Origin of the sequence: Rhodococcus sp. D-46 (assembly GCF_011290655.1) — a bacterium.
Lineage (GTDB): Bacteria > Actinomycetota > Actinomycetes > Mycobacteriales > Mycobacteriaceae > Rhodococcus_F > Rhodococcus_F qingshengii.
This window is the reverse complement of the sequence record NZ_JAANTF010000010.1, coordinates 114,510-132,090: the sequence shown is the minus strand read 5'-3', so window position 1 is coordinate 132,090 and position 17,581 is coordinate 114,510. Positions and strand designations below refer to the sequence as shown.

The following is a 17,581-nucleotide window of genomic DNA, read 5'->3' as shown; positions in this document are numbered from 1 at the left end:
CGGCGGGTTTTGTTCCCACTGCCCCGAAATTTGTTCATCTGCTTCAGTGATGTCTCTCGTGGAGAGCACTCATCCTTGCTGCTCGTCGACTGGCAGGCCGATATCGGATTCCGCAGATCGTCCGAGGCGGGCGCTGTTGCGTTCGTCGAGCACTCGGTCGATCACAGATGTCGAGATGGGGAAATCCGGGCCTTCCGCGGTGCGGAGATACGCTCGGATGTCAGCCAACATCATCAGCTCTTCATCGAAGCGATCAGTCATCCAGGCAGTATGCAGCAGAAATCTCCCATCGGCACCGTCGCGGAGGATCCATCCGAACACAGGCCTTCTCAGCCCCTTCCGAATCGAAGATGGGGATCCGCTGCGCGGCGGGTGTGATCCGCGTTCGTCAGTGTGCGATCACCCGCCTGGATGTGGCTGCTGAATTTCGTTCGGGTTTCGGGGGAACTTTCCGCTCGTTGTGCGCATCTGACTTTGTGAATGCACCGCACAAACTGTGCGCTCACCTCGGATAAGGTTTTGTCCGCGAGGCGGACGGCTCGCTTCCCTGGGTGGGCGGTTGGGCGACGACACGTCGTGCACCGGGTCGGACGAGCGATGAAGGGGGCAGAAGGTGGCGGAGTCCGACGAATCTGCGGTTGTCGCAGCGGACGCTGGCAGCGACATGCGCAGCCAGACGGAATCCACCTTGGCCGGTGCGACGAAAATCCTGCGCACGTACGGCTTCACGGCGACAGCCGATGCCGCGGCTGCAAAAACGTCCGGCGGGCACGATCAGCGGACCGTGGTGGTCGTCGGTGAGGTCAATCGAGGTAAGAGCTCACTGGTCAACGCCCTCGTCGGGGTTCGGGGTGTCTCACCTGTCGATGTCGATGTCACCACGTCTGCAACGATCTCACTGGTGCCCGCCGGTGCTCCACATCCGCCAGGTTCGGCGGATCTGGTGTTCCCCGGCGCGCTACGCCGCATCGGATTCGACGAGGTCGCGGACTGGATCAGCGCCGCGGGCCGTCATGTCGCCGACACACAAGGCGAGGTGCTCCCGACCCGGGCGATCGTGCCCGTTTCCTCCCCTCATCTGCAAGGTCTCGTCGTCGTCGACACCCCCGGATCCGGTGGACTCGACGCAGTCCGTGCGCAACTGTCGGTGCAGTCGGCGCAACAGGCCGGCGTCATCGTGGTCGTCTGCGATGCCACCTCCCCGCTGACCGCACCGGAGATGGAGTTCATTCGAACCTGCACTGCGACCGTGGAAGCGGTGATCGTGGTGGTGACGAAAACGGACAAGAATCTGCGCCGGTGGAAACCGATCGTGGAAGAAAACCGCCGCCTGCTTCGTACTCATCTACGCCGCACCATCCCCGTGCTCGGGGTCTCGAGTGTCCGCGCTCTCGCGGCCGCCGATATTGCAGATCCGACACGCCGAGGCGCCGCCGAGGACGCCTCCGGGATCACCGCTCTCCGCACCCTCATTCAAAGCTCACTAAATTCGGACCACCGCGCCCAGGTCGACGGCCTGCGGACCGCGCTCGAAGGGCTGCGGAAAGTGCACGCGAAGATCACCGCGGACATCGCCGTCACCGAAGAAGGCGCCGGCGCGCTACCGGAATTGGAGGCGCAACGGGACCGGCTCACCGAACTGAAAGCGCAGTCGACGCAGTGGGAGCAGTACCTCGGCCGAGACCTCGTCTTCGCCCGCCAAGCTGCCTTGACGAGCCTCGAGGAACAACTCGACAGCGTGAAATCGAAGTGGACAGACCGGATCAACTCCTCCGGCATGGAAGTACTGCGCAAGAACCCGCAGGTCTTCACCAGTGAGATCGAAGCGGATCTCCTCGCCGCGATGACCGCGGCGGTGCAGGTGTTCCTCGATCAGCTGCGGGGCATCGTGATGCCGCTCTTCGATTCCGAAACCGTGTGGCAGAGCATCGAAGCCGATGTCATCGCCTCCATGCAATCCGACCCCCTCACGACCGGTCAGGTCGGTAGCAAGAAGCAAGGCCTACTCGACCCGAGTGTGCTGACAATGGGCATGATCGGTACCTCGATGCTCGGCGCCCTGATCGGAGTCGGGGCGATCGCCGGCGTCGTGTGGGTCGGGGTGAACCTCGGTTACAAAGCGATGCGAGCAGGAAAGACGAACCTGCTGACATGGCTTCGAGAGACCGTAGCGACCGCGAAAGTCAGTACTTCGCGGATGCTCGAGGGGGCGTTGGCGCTCTCGCGGCCAGAAATTGTGATCCGCTACCGCGAACACCTGCGCACCAGCATCGACGAGGTGCAGCAACAGATGACCGACGCGAAGGAAGCTGCACGTCTGGACGGCGCGACCCGTGATGCGACGCTCAAGCGCCTCAACAACAACTTGCGGGTAGTGACGGCGCGGTCCTCGGAAGTGGAAAACCTCATCACCCGACTATCCACGCCCACATCAACATCCGCACCGGCCACAGCGGTGTCAGACTCGGAGAAGGCGACGATCTCATGAACTCAACGCTCACACTCGTCTTGATTGTGCTGGTGGGTGCCGGAGGCATCGCCGCCGGCTGGATACTGCGCACCACCCGAACACCCGCCACCGCCGACCATGACACCAGTGCCGGGTACAGCCCACTTGTCGTCACCGCGCCCGCACCTACTGCGGTCCCACACGGGCTGCCGATAGACGCGGATCGGCGCCTGGTCACCTCTCTGATCGGTATCCACGACCTCGACGGCGGCACCTCCGCCCGTGAACGGATCCGCGAAGACCTCGCGCAGGTCAACGTCCACATGCTCGACGCCGCCCCTGGTGCCCTCTTCGACTCTGCGCACCACAAGGCAGTCTCCGGCGCGGTCGCGGCCACTCCGGCCCAGATCGGCACCATCGCTGCCCTGATCCGGCCCGGCTGGGTCGGCCCAGCTGGGATCATCCGGTTCGCCGAAGTCACTGTCTACATCGCGCCGACGGACCCGATACCCGTATGAGCACGTCGTACCCGCCGAATGCCGCGCAGTTCGACCGGCAACAAGCGGTCCGCACTGCTCTTGACCGCGGTCTGCACTCCCTCGCCGCACTCGGTGGGGATCTCGTCGATCACGCCAACCGCATCGGTGCGATCTTGTGGTCGCCGCCACGGGTGGTGGTCGTCGGCCGCCTCAAGGCAGGTAAATCGACACTGGTCAACGCCCTGATCGGGGCGCCGGTAGCTGAAACCGCAGCCTTGGAAGCAACCAACGCCGTCACCATCTACCAAGCGGGGGCACCCTCACGTGCCGAACTCGTCGGCCTCGACGGTGAGCGCCACCCGATCCCACTCGCCGCCGGTACCTCCGTGAGCATCGATGCCGATGCTGCGGACATCGCCTACGTGCACCGGTACCTGCCCACGCAGTCACTGGCGAATCTGACCCTCGTCGATACTCCCGGGCTCGCGACACTGACCGTGGAGAACGAACACCGCACCAGGGCGGCCTTGATCGACGGGTTCGCCCAAACCCGCGCCGCGTCCGTCGACGCAGACGGTGCCGTGTTCCTCTTCGACAGCGCCCCGCGAGCCGACGAGATCGAATTCCTGCGCCAACTCGGGTTCACCCCACTCAACACCCTCGGTGTGCTCTCCCGAGCAGACAGTTTCGGCGAAGGCGCACTGGGGCAACGTAACCCGATCGAACACGCACACAATCACGCTCAGAAGCTCGCGCAGCGACTGGCGCAGTCCGTGGCCACCGTGGTGCCGGTCGCGGGTCTTCTGGCAGAGAGCAGCCACACCGGGCAGGTCACCGAAGCCGACGCCATCGCCCTGCACACCCTCGCATCGATGAACACCTTGGAGTTGATGGACCTCCTCGAATCGGAAAGCCCCGAACAGCTCGGGCCAGTGATGCGCGATCGCCTACTCGATCTCCTCGGCGAATACGGCGTCCTCGGCGCCCGCACCGTCGCAGGGCAGGGCGCGCACGCGGTGAACCGATGGCTCACCGAACATTCCGGGATCACGCAAGTGAAGTACTTAGTCGAGAGTGCACTACACGATTTCGCGGCGCTGCACCGCGCCGATCGGATCCTCACCGAACTCGACCTCCTCGCCGTCAATCACCCTGCCCGCGAGCACATCCGCACCATCACCGACTGGGTGCGCAACGATCCGGCGATGCACACTGTGCTGTTGTATCGGGCACTGCGCGGGATGCTGCTCGCGGACCCGCACGCGCCCGTCGTCACCGAACTGACGCGACTACTCTCCGGACGGACCGACGCCGAACGCCTAGGCGTGCACCCCGAGACCAGCCCCGGGCAGCTCGCCCACTATGCCGGGGAACGACTGGTTCACGTTCAGCGGCAAGCGATTTCCACGCGCACCGCCGCAGAGGACGCAGCTTTGGCGGAACTGGTGCGCACGTACACGAGCATGCGGAGGCAGGCATGAACACACCACACCACACCACACCCGCGGCGCCCCCGACGCCAGGGTGGGTCCTGGCAGTCGACTTCGGAACCTCCAATACTGCTGCCGCGCACACCGGAATCCGCTCCGGATCACCAGAAACACTGCCCCTGACGCACCAGGGCAACCTGATGAGCTCAGCCGTATTCGTGGAATCGCCGACCGCAATCGACGTCGGCGACGTCGCCTTGAACAGAGCCGAAACGAACCCAGCAGCGTTCATCCCCTCCCCCAAACGCGTCGTCGGACAAGGCATGGTGCACGTCAACGGCTACGACATCCCCGCCTCGTTGCCCGTCGCGGCAGTGCTGCGGTTCGCCCTCGATCGGGCGACCGGAGTACACCGCGGCCAACCACCGGCCAGGCTGGTCTTGACTCACCCGGAGGGATGGTCGCCGCGCGAAATCGAGGTTCTCCGCGAAGCGGCCGCAGCCCTGGGATACCAGAACGACTCGGTGGTAACAGTGTCCGAGCCTCGTGCGGCCGCCCACTTCTACACCCGCACCGAACACCTCGCGCCGGGCGCGAAGATCGCGGTGTTCGACTTCGGCGGTGGAACTTTGGATGTCGCTGTCCTCACCGCCACCAGCGGCGCCAGGTTCGAGGTCATTGCTGCGCGCGGTGACAACAGCCTCGGCGGTAAGAATCTCGATGCGCTCGTGCGCCGTTGGGTCGATATTCAACTGCAGGACGAAAACCCCGAGCTGCTGCACTTTCTGCGGACCGTCGCACCGGCCCACACCCTGCGGACCCTCGACGACTCCATCCGCCGCGCCAAAGAGCTCCTCTCCTCTACCGAGTCCGCGACGATCTCCGTGGTGGACAGCCGGCACGATCGCCGCGAATCCCTCACCCTGACCCGCGGCGAGTTCGAAACGATCATCGCTTCGGAAATCGAGCGCGCCGCGACCTTGACCCATGCCGCTCTGGTGGACGCAGGGTTGAGCGGACCACAAGGGTTGACGGCGCTGTACCTGACCGGCGGCTCGTCCCGGATCCCGTTGGTGCAGAGCCGGATCGCCGCGCTCGGTCCGATCGCTACTCTCGACGATCCGAAAACAGTGGTCGTTCAAGGCGCACTGATCGCCACCACACCATCGTCTGATGCAACGACCGGCCCTTTTCCATCGAGCACTTCCGCTGGTGCAGGTGTGCAATCGCCCACACGAGCGCCGTTGTTCGGGGAATCCGCCCGTACCGGCAGCGTTCCCACTCGCGGCCATTCGCACAGCTCGCAGTCCTCAGCATTCGAGGCTGCAGTGGCCCCCGCGTCGCGCTCCCGCTCGCGCGGTGTCCTCATCGGTGCCGGAATGCTCGTCGTACTCTGCGCCGTCGGGCTAGCGGTATGGCTGTCAGCCTGGTCGAACGACGACACCCCCACGCACAACGCCTCGCCCATCCGGACGGTGAACAGCGCGCCGGGCACCGCTGACGACATCACCGCGGTCCAGGACCGGACCACCGAATACCTCGCCGCCGTCAGTGCAGGTGACAAAGCCACAATCGAATCCATGCGTTGCGACGGCTATGTCTCTGCCACAACAGAACCCGATGAAGCCCCGCCCGCCAGCGTGACGATCACGGTCAAGGAATTCATCTCCTCGAACGTCGTCGGCGACAACGCCTCCGTCCGTCTGCGGATCGTCACAGATAAAGATGGCACGACCGACGAAGGTGTGGTCCTGGTCGAATACGTCCGCGAAGAAGGCCAGTGGATGTTCTGTTCCGTCACCGACCAATAGACATCCGCTTCAGGAAACTGACCGACACAGCGCGGTCGACAAGCAATCACAGGAAAGAGATACATCATGTCGGGTTGGATGCTGAGCGTCGACTTCGGAACATCGAATACCGCCGCCGCGCACACCGGTGTTGTCACCGGAGCAGTGGAAACTCTGTCTCTGACCCACCAGGGCAATCTGATGAGTTCGGCCGTATTCGTGGAATCACCAGCGACTATCGATGTCGGCGACGTCGCCCTGAATCGGGCCGAGACGAATCCAGCGGCCTTCATCCCGTCCCCCAAACGCGTCGTAGGCCAAGGCATGGTGCACGTCAACGGCTACGACATCCCCGCCTCGTTGCCGGTCGCTGCTGTCCTGCACACGGTGATCGGGCGTGCCACCGCCGCCCACCGTGACCAAGCGCCCTCCCATCTGGTCCTGACCCATCCCGAGGGTTGGTCACCACGCGAGGTCGGGGTGTTGCTCGACGCTGCGGCCAGAGTCGGCTACGGATCGGGACGCGTCAGTACCGTCTCCGAACCCCGGGCCGCCGCGCACTACTACTCACGCACCGAAACCATGCCCGCCGGCACGAAGATCGCAGTGTTCGACTTCGGCGGCGGCACCCTCGACATTGCCGTCCTGACTGCCACCGATGCCAATTCGTTCGACATCATCGCCGCGCGCGGCGACAACAGCCTCGGTGGAAAGAACCTCGACGCGGTACTACGAGGGTGGGTCGATCACATGCTCAATGACCGCAATCCCGATCTACTGCACTTCATCCGCACCTCCGCGTCCTTGCACGTCACCCGAAGTCTCGACGACTCCATCCAGCGAGCCAAGGAACTGCTCTCCTCGAGCCCGTCAGCGACGATCACGGTCAACGGAAATGGACATCAGGAAACACTGTCCATCACCCGCCCGGAATTCGAATCCCTCATCGCCGCAGCCGTCGACCGTGCAGTCGCCTTGACGCGACAAACACTCACCGATGCGGGCATCACTCATCCGAGTCAGCTCTCGGCCCTGTACCTGACGGGTGGTTCGTCACGGATCCCACTGGTCCATCAACGACTCGCTGCCCTCGGGCCGATCGCGACGCTCGACGACCCGAAAACAGTTGTCGCCCAGGGCGCACTCATCGGTGCTGGGGTTCGACGTGATTACCCCAACCCGCGGCTCGCTGCGCCTGGCAGCGGAGCAAGCCCGAACGCCCAACCCGCCCCTGGGCAGATGCAACCCGCCTTCACTCTCAACGCCACCACCCAAAGACCTCACACGTCGAACCCGTCCAGCTCCAAGAAACTCAAGTACCTTGCCGCCGGCGGCGCTCTCGTCGTCATCGGCGCAATCGTGGCAGCCGTGATCGTTCTGCGCCCGTCACCGGGCAACTCGAACGTGGACAATCCAGCCGCCGCTGGCAGCACATCCTCAACGACCACGACTGCCGGACCGGTCACCGACGCCGACACCGTCAAAGCGGCCCTCCCCACAGCTTTGAGCAGTGCCTCCGAAAACTGCCGGCAATCCACCTTTACCACCGACGGTGCTCTCGTGATCAGCTGCGATATCAAGAAATCCAACCAACTCGCTGAAAGCTTCTCCGAGTACGGCAATCGCTTCACAGCCAGCCTCGACCTGAAACAAGCGAAAAAGACACTTCTCGGATACCGCGAATACGACTACGGGAACTACACCCTGGTCGAAAACGACGCCCGCACAGCAGGAGTCAACATCAGTGACGGCGCCACCGGACAAGTATCGGGAAGTTACGTCAACATGGAAACCGGCCTCACAATCGATGTCTACAGCATGACCGACAGCGCTGCTGTCACTAGCTTCTTCAAAAAGACAGGCCTCCTCTGATTGTCCGGTCCACCAAAAGCCGAGCCACACAGGACGAATGTTTGACCACCACGGCCCCGCGATTCCCACATCCCGAAAGACTCTTCCCACCCGCGCCTCACCTCGCACGATCACGCTCGCCCAGCCGGCCGGCACTCCACCACATCGTGAACAGAACAAGCCATCGCCACGGACGAAGAACCAACCGGCGCTCGAAGCAAAGAGACGAGACATGAGAAGGCCGCCAGCTTTCGTCTCGACTGTGCCCGCCGCGCATCACGAAGCGCATTGGCAGATGATCCGTTGGCGGTCATACCAAGTTCCTCACTCTCCGACGAGGGCCGGGTCTGTACCGTCGCCACGCACCCGACGTATTCGGATCGTGTGACAATCGGGGCGAGGTAGAAGCCCGCCGCCCGGCGAGTGAACAACCGGAGGGCAGGCCCTGCGCGGACGAACTGACCACTCAGAATCACCGCAGCAACAAGATGTTAGCCAAATTCGAACCCAAGAGGCCAGTTTTCCTGCAGTGCTCAATGTTTGGGATCTTCGTCCACTGTTCCGACGACAGACGTGGAGGTCAGGAGTGCACACTGGATGAGAGGTGCATCCGCGAATCCGTCGATGACGGCACTCAGAGGTCCGCGAGGAGCGATTACAGGACAGGCGGGCAGTACGGCGGTGGTAGTGCACCCCGATACCGGACACGCGGCGTACGTGCCGAACCAAGGGACGATGAAACCCGAATCCGAGATGACCGTCGCTCACGGTGGCAACCACACCAACGAAATCCCTGGTGATTCAGCCGATACCCAGTCAGAAGCCATTGCCGTACCCGCGGACGCAATGGCCGCTGAGTGTCCTTCTCGACATCGGTGTAGGAGCAACACCCTGAGTCGGTGTCGGAACGACTCGACTAGCCACCGAGCTTTTCGCACCATCACGACAGAAGTACGGTCGTCAAAACTCACGAACCCCTAGAGAATTCAGTAAGCAGCGCCACACCGACATCGAGTCCACGGATCCATGAAAAAATACAGGCCATGCGGACAGGATTCGGAGCGTGGATTCGTGATCAGATCGATGCTCGGGGCTACCAGAGTACCGAGGAGGCTGCGCGGGCGCTAGGGGTGTATCCGTCGTTGTTGCGTCATTGGGCAACGATCGTGCGATCACCGTCCCCGCAAGTTCTTCGGCAAGTCGCAGTGTTGTTCGATGCGCCCATACAAGACGTGCTGATCGCCGCCGGCTATATGACCGAAGAAGAGAACCGCCCTCTCTCTCCAACCAGGATGTCGCTGCAACAAATGTCGAACAAGCAAATCCTCGACGAGATACGCCGCCGAACAGTAGGGGACGCCGGAGGACCCCCTATTCCAGTGCGAGTGAACGGAGTACTTCACACCCCGGACGGCTGGACCAGCACACCTTAGGCGTTCCGCCCCTCGGTTCGTTCGCTGCATAGAGACCAATTACTATCGAGCCGCGTCGCCCTCCCACCTGTCAGACGCACTCTCACTGCCGCGCTGGCACGGGAAACAGATAGCGAGCGGGCAGATTACATAGGGCCTTCGGCAACCGCCGCCCGACGATCGAGGCGATCACCCGGTCCCATACCACTCAGTTACTGCAGATCGAGGTGCAGCCGCAGCGCGTCCTCGAGTGCGGCGAAAGTCGCCATCCCGACCTTGCCGACAGGTGCAGGATCCAGACGCCGAACCGATACCGAACGCACTTGCTCCGCTTGTGCTTTCGACGCTCGCGCCAAACCTGATTCGTCGGGCTCGACCATCACCTGAAACGGAAGTACGTGCGCAGTATTGGTAGTCAACGGAACCACGGTGATCACGCCCCTGCCGAGATTTTCCGCAGTGGCGTTGGCCCGGTCGTTGCTCACGACCACCGCCGGTCGTCGTTTCGCCGCTTCACTGCCCTGCGCGGGATCGAGATTCACCCAGTGGATGTGTGCGCGCCGAATCATTCGGTGTCTGCCGAGACAGCGTCCCACACTTCATCTACTTCATCTTCAGCAAAGGCGATGGCGTAGTCACGTTCGAGTCCGGACGTCGAGAGAAGGCGGAGCGCAGCTCGAATTCCTGCCGACCGACCACGAAGTCCGTGATCACGCACATACTCGTCGAGTAGGTGCGCATCCTCGTCAGGGAGACTTATGGTAAATTTCGTGGTCATACTTTAAGCGTACCAAAGTATGACCTGGCGGTAACCCGATAACCCCGACACAGCTCAGCCAGTAAGACGAACCCGGTTCGAAGGAAGCAGCCAAATTGGCTCAAAGGCGTCCGTACCGAACTCTTCGGTCGTATGTACGACGAACCGATTCATCCTGCAACCCTGTGGCTCGAGAGTGATCCCGTTCTCCATGCCGAAGCCGACGAGATTTACCGGGCCGACATCGCCCGATTGCTCACCCGCGGGGCGTACCGGGGACCTGCATACGATTTCCGCCGCACCGACCACAGCACACTTCGACCTGCGCTTCCTGGGTGTTTGCTAGGCGACCACCAAACAGCCTCGGGCAGCAGAGTCTGACGCTGCTCTTGCCGAATGGACTCGCAAAGCGTTCCAGGCTTCCGATGCGCCCTATTCTGCCGGCGTCAGGTCGTCGTCGTTCGCGAAGATCAGGCGCCCGTCATCGAGTGCGATCGCCCACCGATGCACCGGAGCCCAGTCCCGCCCCACCGAACCGCGGTCAATAACCATGTCCTCGTAGTCCTCGATCACCACACCCGTGCATGCCACGGTGCCACTGGCATCGGAGCCTGACACCGTGATTCGCACACGGGAACCTACTGCAGTCGCATCTTTGCTTTTGCCGTTTTTGTCGGTCATCTTCCTAATTCTGGCAGAGCAACTTCGCGGCAACCACGTTCGGGGCCCAGCGACACGTTCTGGCAGAGCAGGAGGTTGAGTGTGCTCGATACCGCCATCACTCGCTGGAGCTGTCCCCCATGATGTCCGTCCGAGGCCGGCGTGGAGCATCGTCCTGCCGGTTCACGCTCCTGCAGTCAGCTCTGATAACAGTCCGGATCGAGCGCCAGGAACAAACGATGACGTTCGTCGACAATGCCTCATAGGTACATCGCGCGGACGATCTGGCGAAGCGCAAGCTCAACCTGATCGCACCAGAGATGTTGTCTCAGGCTCATTCGGTCAGTGCAGCCAGTTTCTATGGTTACTGTCGTCCAAACTTTGAGGACCTCCAACTGGTGCCCGAATCACATCTGAACCAGTAACCGATCGAAAATGCTCAGTGGCCGCGGAGGAACGGCCACTACCTGACTCGATTGACAGATCGTCGGTGGTCAGCTCACACCGTGTACCGCATCAACGATAAACGATCTGATTTTGTGCGCGTAGGAAGGCGTCGACATCGCAACCTTCAGGTGGCGCCGCTCGTGAGCGAGCGCCGATTCAAGGTCATGAACTCCGACGAGCATGCTCTTCGTAGCGCGAAGCGCGGACTGCTCAAGATCGAGAATCCGGAATATCCTCTCGGACAAATGCTTCGAGAATCCTTCCTGAGGTTGGACGTCGTCGACGAGACCCCATTCGTGCGCTGACCGTGCGTCGAGGCTCGAGTGCAGTAGGAGAAGTTGCAATGCTCGGCGGTAACCGAGACGGTGTGGGAGGGTCACCGAACCTCCGAGGTCCGGTGGAACGCCGAGCCGCGCGTACGCCGGATAGAACGTGCTTCGGTCGGAGCAGATACTGATGTCGGCGGCCGCAGCCAGTGACAGTCCGGCACCCGCAGCAACACCATCAACGGCAGAGACGGTGACCTGTGGCATGGTGAGGAGCGAGGTGATCAGGGCGTCGCTTTGGTCGAGGAACTGGTCCACGGCTGAGCTGAGGTCGTTGAGGTGCTCGGCCACGAACCCGAGATCGCCGCCCGCGCAAAATCCGGGGTCTTCCGCGCCAAGAACGACGACGTCGATGTCGGCCCGAGTCGCGATGCTCTCGAATGTACGGGCGAGATCATGAACTGTGTGCAGGTCGAGTGCGTTGAGCGATCCACTGTTCGAGAATGTGACGGTGGCGGTTCGCTCCCCGTAGGTTACGTCAACTGTCACGGAGTTCTCCTCCGGAGCCCGCGAGACCGTAGCTGTGGACGATCTCGAAAGTGTCGTTGTAACTCTTGAATTCGACGACCCTACCGACGTCGTCGAAACGCCAGAGGTGGAGCATGTGAACCACTGCCCGTGTACCCGTCGCCTTGTTGACGAATGTTTCGGGCATGTGGACGGCGCATCGATTACCTTCGGCTATGGTCTCGAGTTGCGGCGGTACTCCCTCGTACTCCAAGTCCGAAAACAGTGTCAGCGCGAAGTCGGAGAGTCCTTGGTGTCCGTGGTAGGTCCCACAGAGTTCGACCTCGGTCTCCCCACCCTTGATCATGTGAATTAGGCCGGGTGAGTAATACGGACGAAGCGCCGCCGACTGCCGTGAAAGATCCCACACGTTGAAATTTCTCACCAATTGCCACCAAAATGATGGCGGCTTGGTGACGTTGTGCCGAGCGAATTCGGCCGTCGAGCGAGCCAAGTCACCGAAGCCTACTTTGGTGCCCTTGGGAACTCCCTCGAAGATGAGCTTGTAGATTTCGGGCACGATCTGTTTCGGGTCGTACGAAACCGCGTGCGAGACCTCGCTGATTCCACTTCCCTTCTCGTCTCGTAACACGATGTCAGATTTCTCTTCGAAGGCGCGGCGGGTGATGTCGGTGTCGTAGAACACCCGCGCCGACTCCACTGCGCCCATACCGTTCACCATCACCATTGCCGATATTTCGAGGTCGAACTGCGTTCCAGTCGATCGCACCGTACCGACCAGGTTGAGACAGCAGACAATCTTCGTACCCACCTCGTCAGAGGCATCACGCAGCGTGAATTGTGGACGTAGGTCGTGGATCTCGACGGCTTCGAAGATACGTGTAAGAAGCTGCCCGACTGCATCGGTGCCTTCGTAAGTCCCGGCAAACGGGATCCGATCCTGTTTGCGTCCGTTGACGACGAGGGACGCCTCCGGAGAGAACCGGCTGACGATTCCCGAGGCATCCTGGGCTCGGATCAACGCAAGAAAGGACTCGGCCGATCGTTCCGTATCATTTTGCGCTGTAGACTTTTCCATCGTCCTACCTCTCGTTCGCGCCGTTTGGCGCACGGCATTCATCGAATTCGAACGGATCGTGCGCAGAGAACACCTCGAACGTCCGGTCCGTGCGGGCGACGAGTTCGGCAAGTCGTTCGTGGTTCGCGGCAACCTTGCGGCGATCGACGGCCATAACTGTCTCGAAAAGCTCAGCTCCCCAACGGACGTCGTTGCGGTCGCGTCCGACCGAACTGCCGTGAAAGTAACAGTCACCCGCATGCACCAGCCAGTTCTCCCCAGAGCGCACGGCTACTGCGACGTGACCTTGCGTATGCCCTGGCAAGGGGATCGCCACCACCTCGTCGGTAAGACCCTCCAGGACCTGAGCCCCGTCGAATCCGTTCCACGAGTCTCCGCCGTCGCTGAACGAGCGGAATCGAGGTCCGTGCCCCCACAGGGCTGTCCTGTAGCGCATTCGAGCGTTCCACCCTCGCACAGAGCTTCCTGCCGCCAATTCCCGCGTATGCACATGCACGGTCGCGCGGGGAAAATCCGAGAGCCCACCGGCGTGGTCCACATCCAGGTGCGTGAGCACGATGTGTCGCACGTGGTCGGCTAGCCCGAGGTTGACCAACTGCGCGAACACCGATCCCGACTCGCTCAGGTCGGGCCGAAACCCGTGAACGAATGCAGCACCGAGCATTCGTCGGGGTTCGCGCCGCGCGGCTCGTCCGATCCCGGAATCGACGAGAACTACGTCACCGCTCCGCAACCCCACTGCGAGGACGTGCCCGACCAAGATGCCGCGCCCGTTCACTGGCAATCCTCGCGGACGCATTGTGCAGCCGTCGAGATGGTGGATGCGGTTTATCGTCATTCCTCGGCGTCCTTTGCTCGCATCGGGGTCCGGCCGCAGGCGAGAGCCTTGAGATCCTCGGTCCAGTCGGTGTAGAGCCGCAAGGGAGTCCAGGTGTGCTGGACCTGCGGCCACAGGCCGTTCTTGAACAGCGGCAGGCTGTGGATCACATCGTCGATGCGTTCCGGTGAGTCGAGGTCGGCGATAACGACCACCCGGTGTTCGCCGGGAACCTTGTACGCAGATTTGATGACACCTGCCTCCACAAGGCTCGCGGCGTACTCGGCTTCGCTCAGCCAGCGGGAATAGAATTCCTCGTTGGACAATTGCCCCTGACTCAGTCGTGCTTCGAACATGTACAGCACAGTCGTACTCACCTTTCGTCGTATGGCGTACCGGAACCCTCGACAGGCTCGACTTTTGTCAGGACGAGAACGAATAGCCACCGTTGACCGGATACGTCTGCCCCGTAATCCAACTGGAGGCGCCGGACGCCAGGAACAGGATCATGTTCGCGGCGTCGGCAGGCTCACCCAGGCGACGGATGACGTACTGCTTGAGCATCGACTCGACAGCCTGCGGGTCGGCGATCATGGCCTCGACGCCCGGCGTTCGCACGCTTCCGAGCGAGACGGCATTGACCCGTACCCCGAGCCTGCCGGTCCCTTTTGCCAGCGCGCGGGTGAAGCCGGCGACCCCAGCTTTCGCCGCGGAGTACACCGCCATATGGGGTTCTCCGACGCGGCCCGCGTCGGAGATGACGTTGACGATGCTGCCCGCCTCGGATTCGAGAAGTGCTGGCAGCGCTGCGCGACTCACGTTCAGGGTCCCGAACAGATTTGTCCCCAGCCAGGCGTTCCAGTCGTCCGGCGAGGTTTTCCAAAAGGGGTCGAAACTTGCGTCAGCGGTACGCGGTCCGGCATTACCGGCGTTGTTGACCAGGATGTCCAGCCCGCCGAGTTCACCAACCGCCGCCCCGAGTTCCGAGGTGACCGCGTCGTAGTCGGTGATGTCGGTGGCCATGACGACGGCACGCGCCCCGGCAGACTCCACCTCCTGGGCAACTAAGGCGGCGCGTGCTTCGTCGAAGTCGTTGACGATGACGGCTCTAGCGCCGTTGCGCGCAAACGTCAGCGCGACTTCGCGGCCCACCCCCTGACCCGCGCCCGTGACGAGGGCAACGCGGTCGGTCAAGGACAGAATCGACTCATGTGTTGTGGGAATCATGCGGGTGACCTCTCGGCATCGTTGACCGATGCGTTGTTTCCGAAGGCGGGGGTTCGTCCTTCGAGGAAAGCTGCGAGCCCTTCGTCTCGATCAGCTGAGCGGGCGTACTCGACGGCTACGTCGAGTTCGGCCCGGATGTGATCTTCGAGTGGAACGACTGTCGGTTCGAGTTGTTCCTTCATTCTCTGCAGTCCGAGCGGACTCGCGGCGGAGAAGGATTCGACGAGACGGTCGATTGTGGCAGCGAGGTCGCCATCGTCGGTGACGAGCTCTGCCAGACCACGGCGCTCGGCCTCACGGCCGTCCAACACCGCCCCACTGAACATCATGTATTTGGCAAACGCATGCCCGACCCGCAGGGGAAGGCGGGCTGTAGCACCGCCCGCCGGAAACTGGCCGTACTTGGCATGTCCGTCACCGAGTTTGGCACCCTCCGCGGCCACGATGATGTCACAGGAGAGGGCGAGTTCGAGTCCGCCTGCGAGGGCATAACCATGCACGGCGGCGATGGTTGGTCGTCGGCATGAGGCCAACCGGGCGAAAGCCTTGCCCGCCTCCGTCAGGTAGCTGCGGAAGTCGTCAGCGCCGCCCTCAGCGGAGGTCACGTCGGGCACTCCCGTAAGGTCTGCGCCTGCGCTGAAGGCACGGCCACTTCCTGCGATCACGAGTGCACGCAGATCGGGAGACTCCTCGACGGCGTCGACGGCTTCCTCGATCCCGCGAAGTACACCGAGTGTCAGGCTGTTCATCGCGTGAGGCCGTTCGATGGTCGCCCACAGCGCCGAACCTCGTCGAATCAGCGATATTTCCCTCGAAGCACTTTCAGATTCTTGCTCAGATATCACGGTCTCGGCCTTCCCAGAATGGAGCGCGGACTTCGCGCTTGAGAATCTTGCCGGTCGCATTTCGTGGCAACGTCTCTACGAAGGCAACGGATTTGGGTGTCTTGACTCCGCCGAGCAGCGGACGGCAGTACTCGATCAGGTCAGCTTCGGTGATGGAGCCACATTCTTTCGGTTCGACGGCTGCGTGAACGGCTTCGCCCCATTTCGGGTCAGGTACCCCGACGACCGCAACATCACGTACCTTGGGGTGACTCAACAGAATTCGCTCGATCTCACCTGGAAAGACGTTGAGTCCGCCCGTGATGATCATGTCCTTCTTGCGGTCGACCACGAACAGGAAGCCGTCCGCGTCGAGATACCCGAGATCCCCCGTGTGATGCCAGCCGAACGCCTTGGCCTCTGCGGTCGCTTCCGGCTGATCGAGATACTCGGACATGACAATGTCGCCGAGGACGACGATCTCGCCCTTCTCCCCCGTCTTCACCAGCGAGCCGCTCTCGTCCATGATCGCGACGGCAGTACTCGGACCGTGTCGGCCTGCGCTCGCCAAACGATGCGCGAGGGCCGGATCGGCAAGCGCCTCTGCGTGGTCGGAAACGGAGAGCACCGAAGCGATCATGAGTGCTTCGCTCTGCCCATAGCCCTGGAACATGACGGGGCCGAACACATCCCAGGCTTCACGGACTTTGTCGGCGGACATCGGCGAGGCACCGTAGATGAGGGTGCGGAGCGTCGAATAATCGTGGCTTCGCGCAGCCGGGTGGGCAAGCATCATGTAGATGAGTGTCGGGGGAAGGAAGAGCGTCGTGATCTTGTGCCGCTCGATCGCATCGAGAATGGCGCCGGGATCGGCTTGATCCATCAGAATGTGGGTTCCGCCGTGACGATGCAGGGCGGCCGCGTAGATGCCCGCCGCGTGTGTGATCGGCGCGACGACGAGGTGACGCGGCGGCTCCGGGTAATCGAAGATCTCGTCGAAGTCTTCGAGCATGGCCACAAATGCACGGTGCGGAACGACAATTCCCTTGGGTTTGCCGGTCGTGCCGCTCGTCAGCAAGATCGCTGCGGGATCCTCCGGGGCGCTGGAGGGGAACGTGCGCGCAGGCTGCGCGGGTAGCCAGTCCTCCAGTCCCGGGTGCGCTAGCCCGGATCCGTCCAGCAAGACTACGCCCACCGGACCGACATCGACGCCGTCCAGTTCTGCCTCCAGTGACGTGTGAGCGAAGACGCCGGCGACCGAGATGTCGTGAAGCGTCTCGCGAACTGCTGCGGCTCCCATACGGTAATTCAGTGCTACCCAGGCACATCCGGCACGTACGATGCCGTAGTTGACCGCCAGCCCGTACACGTGATTCGGGCTGAAGATCGCAACACGGGATCCAGGTGCGACACAGGCCGCCATGATTCCGGTCGCGACTCGGTCTGCAACCGAGGCGATTTCGGCGTAAGTCCATTCACGCCCCTGCGGGTCGATCGCGAACACCCGCTCGGGAAATTCGGCGGCGCCGTCGTAGAAACTGTCGACAAATTGCTTCATTGGTCGTC

Annotated in this window: 16 protein-coding genes; 5 read left to right on the top strand and 11 right to left on the bottom strand. The window is 62.3% G+C overall.

Annotated features, from left to right (window positions below):
• Positions 1 to 69: 69 nt before the first annotated feature.
• On the bottom strand, positions 70 to 261 hold the full coding sequence (locus G9U53_RS25225) for a hypothetical protein (protein ID WP_165639311.1): 192 nt from the start codon (positions 259 to 261) through the stop codon (positions 70 to 72).
• Positions 262 to 613: 352 nt separating this feature from the next.
• Here G9U53_RS25225 and G9U53_RS25220 point away from each other — a divergent pair, with 352 nt between their 5' ends.
• The 5 genes from G9U53_RS25220 to G9U53_RS25200 all read left to right on the top strand — a co-directional run bounded on the left by G9U53_RS25220 (position 614) and on the right by G9U53_RS25200 (position 8,020).
• Positions 614 to 2,488, top strand: coding sequence for a dynamin family protein (locus G9U53_RS25220; RefSeq protein ID WP_347570829.1), 1,875 nt, complete (start codon positions 614 to 616; stop codon positions 2,486 to 2,488).
• Positions 2,485 to 2,967, top strand: a complete 483-nt coding sequence (locus tag G9U53_RS25215) for a hypothetical protein (protein WP_165639399.1) — start codon at positions 2,485 to 2,487, stop codon at positions 2,965 to 2,967. The genes G9U53_RS25220 and G9U53_RS25215 overlap by 4 nt, the downstream gene beginning before the upstream one ends.
• A complete protein-coding gene (locus G9U53_RS25210) occupies positions 2,964 to 4,409 on the top strand; it encodes a dynamin family protein (protein ID WP_165639398.1) in 1,446 nt (481 codons plus the stop codon). The genes G9U53_RS25215 and G9U53_RS25210 overlap by 4 nt, the downstream gene beginning before the upstream one ends.
• Positions 4,406 to 6,169 (top strand): Hsp70 family protein, encoded by a 1,764-nt coding sequence (locus G9U53_RS25205; RefSeq protein ID WP_165639397.1) that lies wholly within the window; start codon positions 4,406 to 4,408, stop codon positions 6,167 to 6,169. Before G9U53_RS25210 ends, G9U53_RS25205 begins: the two co-directional genes overlap by 4 nt.
• Before the next feature lie 66 nt (positions 6,170 to 6,235).
• Positions 6,236 to 8,020 (top strand): Hsp70 family protein, encoded by a 1,785-nt coding sequence (locus G9U53_RS25200; RefSeq protein ID WP_165639396.1) that lies wholly within the window; start codon positions 6,236 to 6,238, stop codon positions 8,018 to 8,020.
• 1,603 nt (positions 8,021 to 9,623) lie between these two features.
• Here the strand turns inward: G9U53_RS25200 and G9U53_RS25195 are convergent.
• From G9U53_RS25195 to G9U53_RS25150, 10 genes are all read right to left on the bottom strand, one after another.
• Entirely contained in the window at positions 9,624 to 9,980 is a 357-nt protein-coding gene (locus tag G9U53_RS25195) for a type II toxin-antitoxin system PemK/MazF family toxin (protein WP_165639395.1), read from the bottom strand.
• Complete coding sequence (locus G9U53_RS25190) at positions 9,977 to 10,189, bottom strand: ribbon-helix-helix domain-containing protein (protein ID WP_165639394.1); 213 nt, start codon at positions 10,187 to 10,189, stop codon at positions 9,977 to 9,979. The genes G9U53_RS25195 and G9U53_RS25190 overlap by 4 nt, the downstream gene beginning before the upstream one ends.
• Before the next feature lie 411 nt (positions 10,190 to 10,600).
• Positions 10,601 to 10,849 (bottom strand): hypothetical protein, encoded by a 249-nt coding sequence (locus G9U53_RS25185; RefSeq protein ID WP_165639393.1) that lies wholly within the window; start codon positions 10,847 to 10,849, stop codon positions 10,601 to 10,603.
• Positions 10,850 to 11,322: 473 nt separating this feature from the next.
• Complete coding sequence (locus G9U53_RS25180) at positions 11,323 to 12,090, bottom strand: enoyl-CoA hydratase/isomerase family protein (RefSeq protein WP_165639392.1); 768 nt, start codon at positions 12,088 to 12,090, stop codon at positions 11,323 to 11,325.
• Positions 12,080 to 13,147, bottom strand: coding sequence for a nuclear transport factor 2 family protein (locus G9U53_RS25175; RefSeq protein ID WP_165639391.1), 1,068 nt, complete (start codon positions 13,145 to 13,147; stop codon positions 12,080 to 12,082). Before G9U53_RS25175 ends, G9U53_RS25180 begins: the two co-directional genes overlap by 11 nt.
• A 4-nt stretch (positions 13,148 to 13,151) precedes the next feature.
• Positions 13,152 to 13,925, bottom strand: a complete 774-nt coding sequence (locus G9U53_RS25170; RefSeq protein WP_165639390.1) for an MBL fold metallo-hydrolase — start codon at positions 13,923 to 13,925, stop codon at positions 13,152 to 13,154.
• A 56-nt stretch (positions 13,926 to 13,981) separates the two neighbouring features.
• Positions 13,982 to 14,320 carry a muconolactone Delta-isomerase family protein gene (locus tag G9U53_RS25165; protein WP_165639389.1) on the bottom strand — a complete coding sequence of 113 codons (339 nt, stop codon included), beginning with the start codon at positions 14,318 to 14,320 and terminating at the stop codon, positions 13,982 to 13,984.
• A 67-nt stretch (positions 14,321 to 14,387) separates the two neighbouring features.
• Entirely contained in the window at positions 14,388 to 15,191 is an 804-nt protein-coding gene (locus G9U53_RS25160) for an SDR family NAD(P)-dependent oxidoreductase (protein ID WP_165639388.1), read from the bottom strand.
• Positions 15,188 to 16,096, bottom strand: a complete 909-nt coding sequence (locus G9U53_RS25155; RefSeq protein WP_278251746.1) for an enoyl-CoA hydratase/isomerase family protein — start codon at positions 16,094 to 16,096, stop codon at positions 15,188 to 15,190. The genes G9U53_RS25160 and G9U53_RS25155 overlap by 4 nt, the downstream gene beginning before the upstream one ends.
• Positions 16,026 to 17,573 (bottom strand): AMP-binding protein, encoded by a 1,548-nt coding sequence (locus G9U53_RS25150; RefSeq protein ID WP_165639386.1) that lies wholly within the window; start codon positions 17,571 to 17,573, stop codon positions 16,026 to 16,028. The genes G9U53_RS25155 and G9U53_RS25150 overlap by 71 nt, the downstream gene beginning before the upstream one ends.
• Between the last annotated feature and the right edge of the window lie 8 nt (positions 17,574 to 17,581).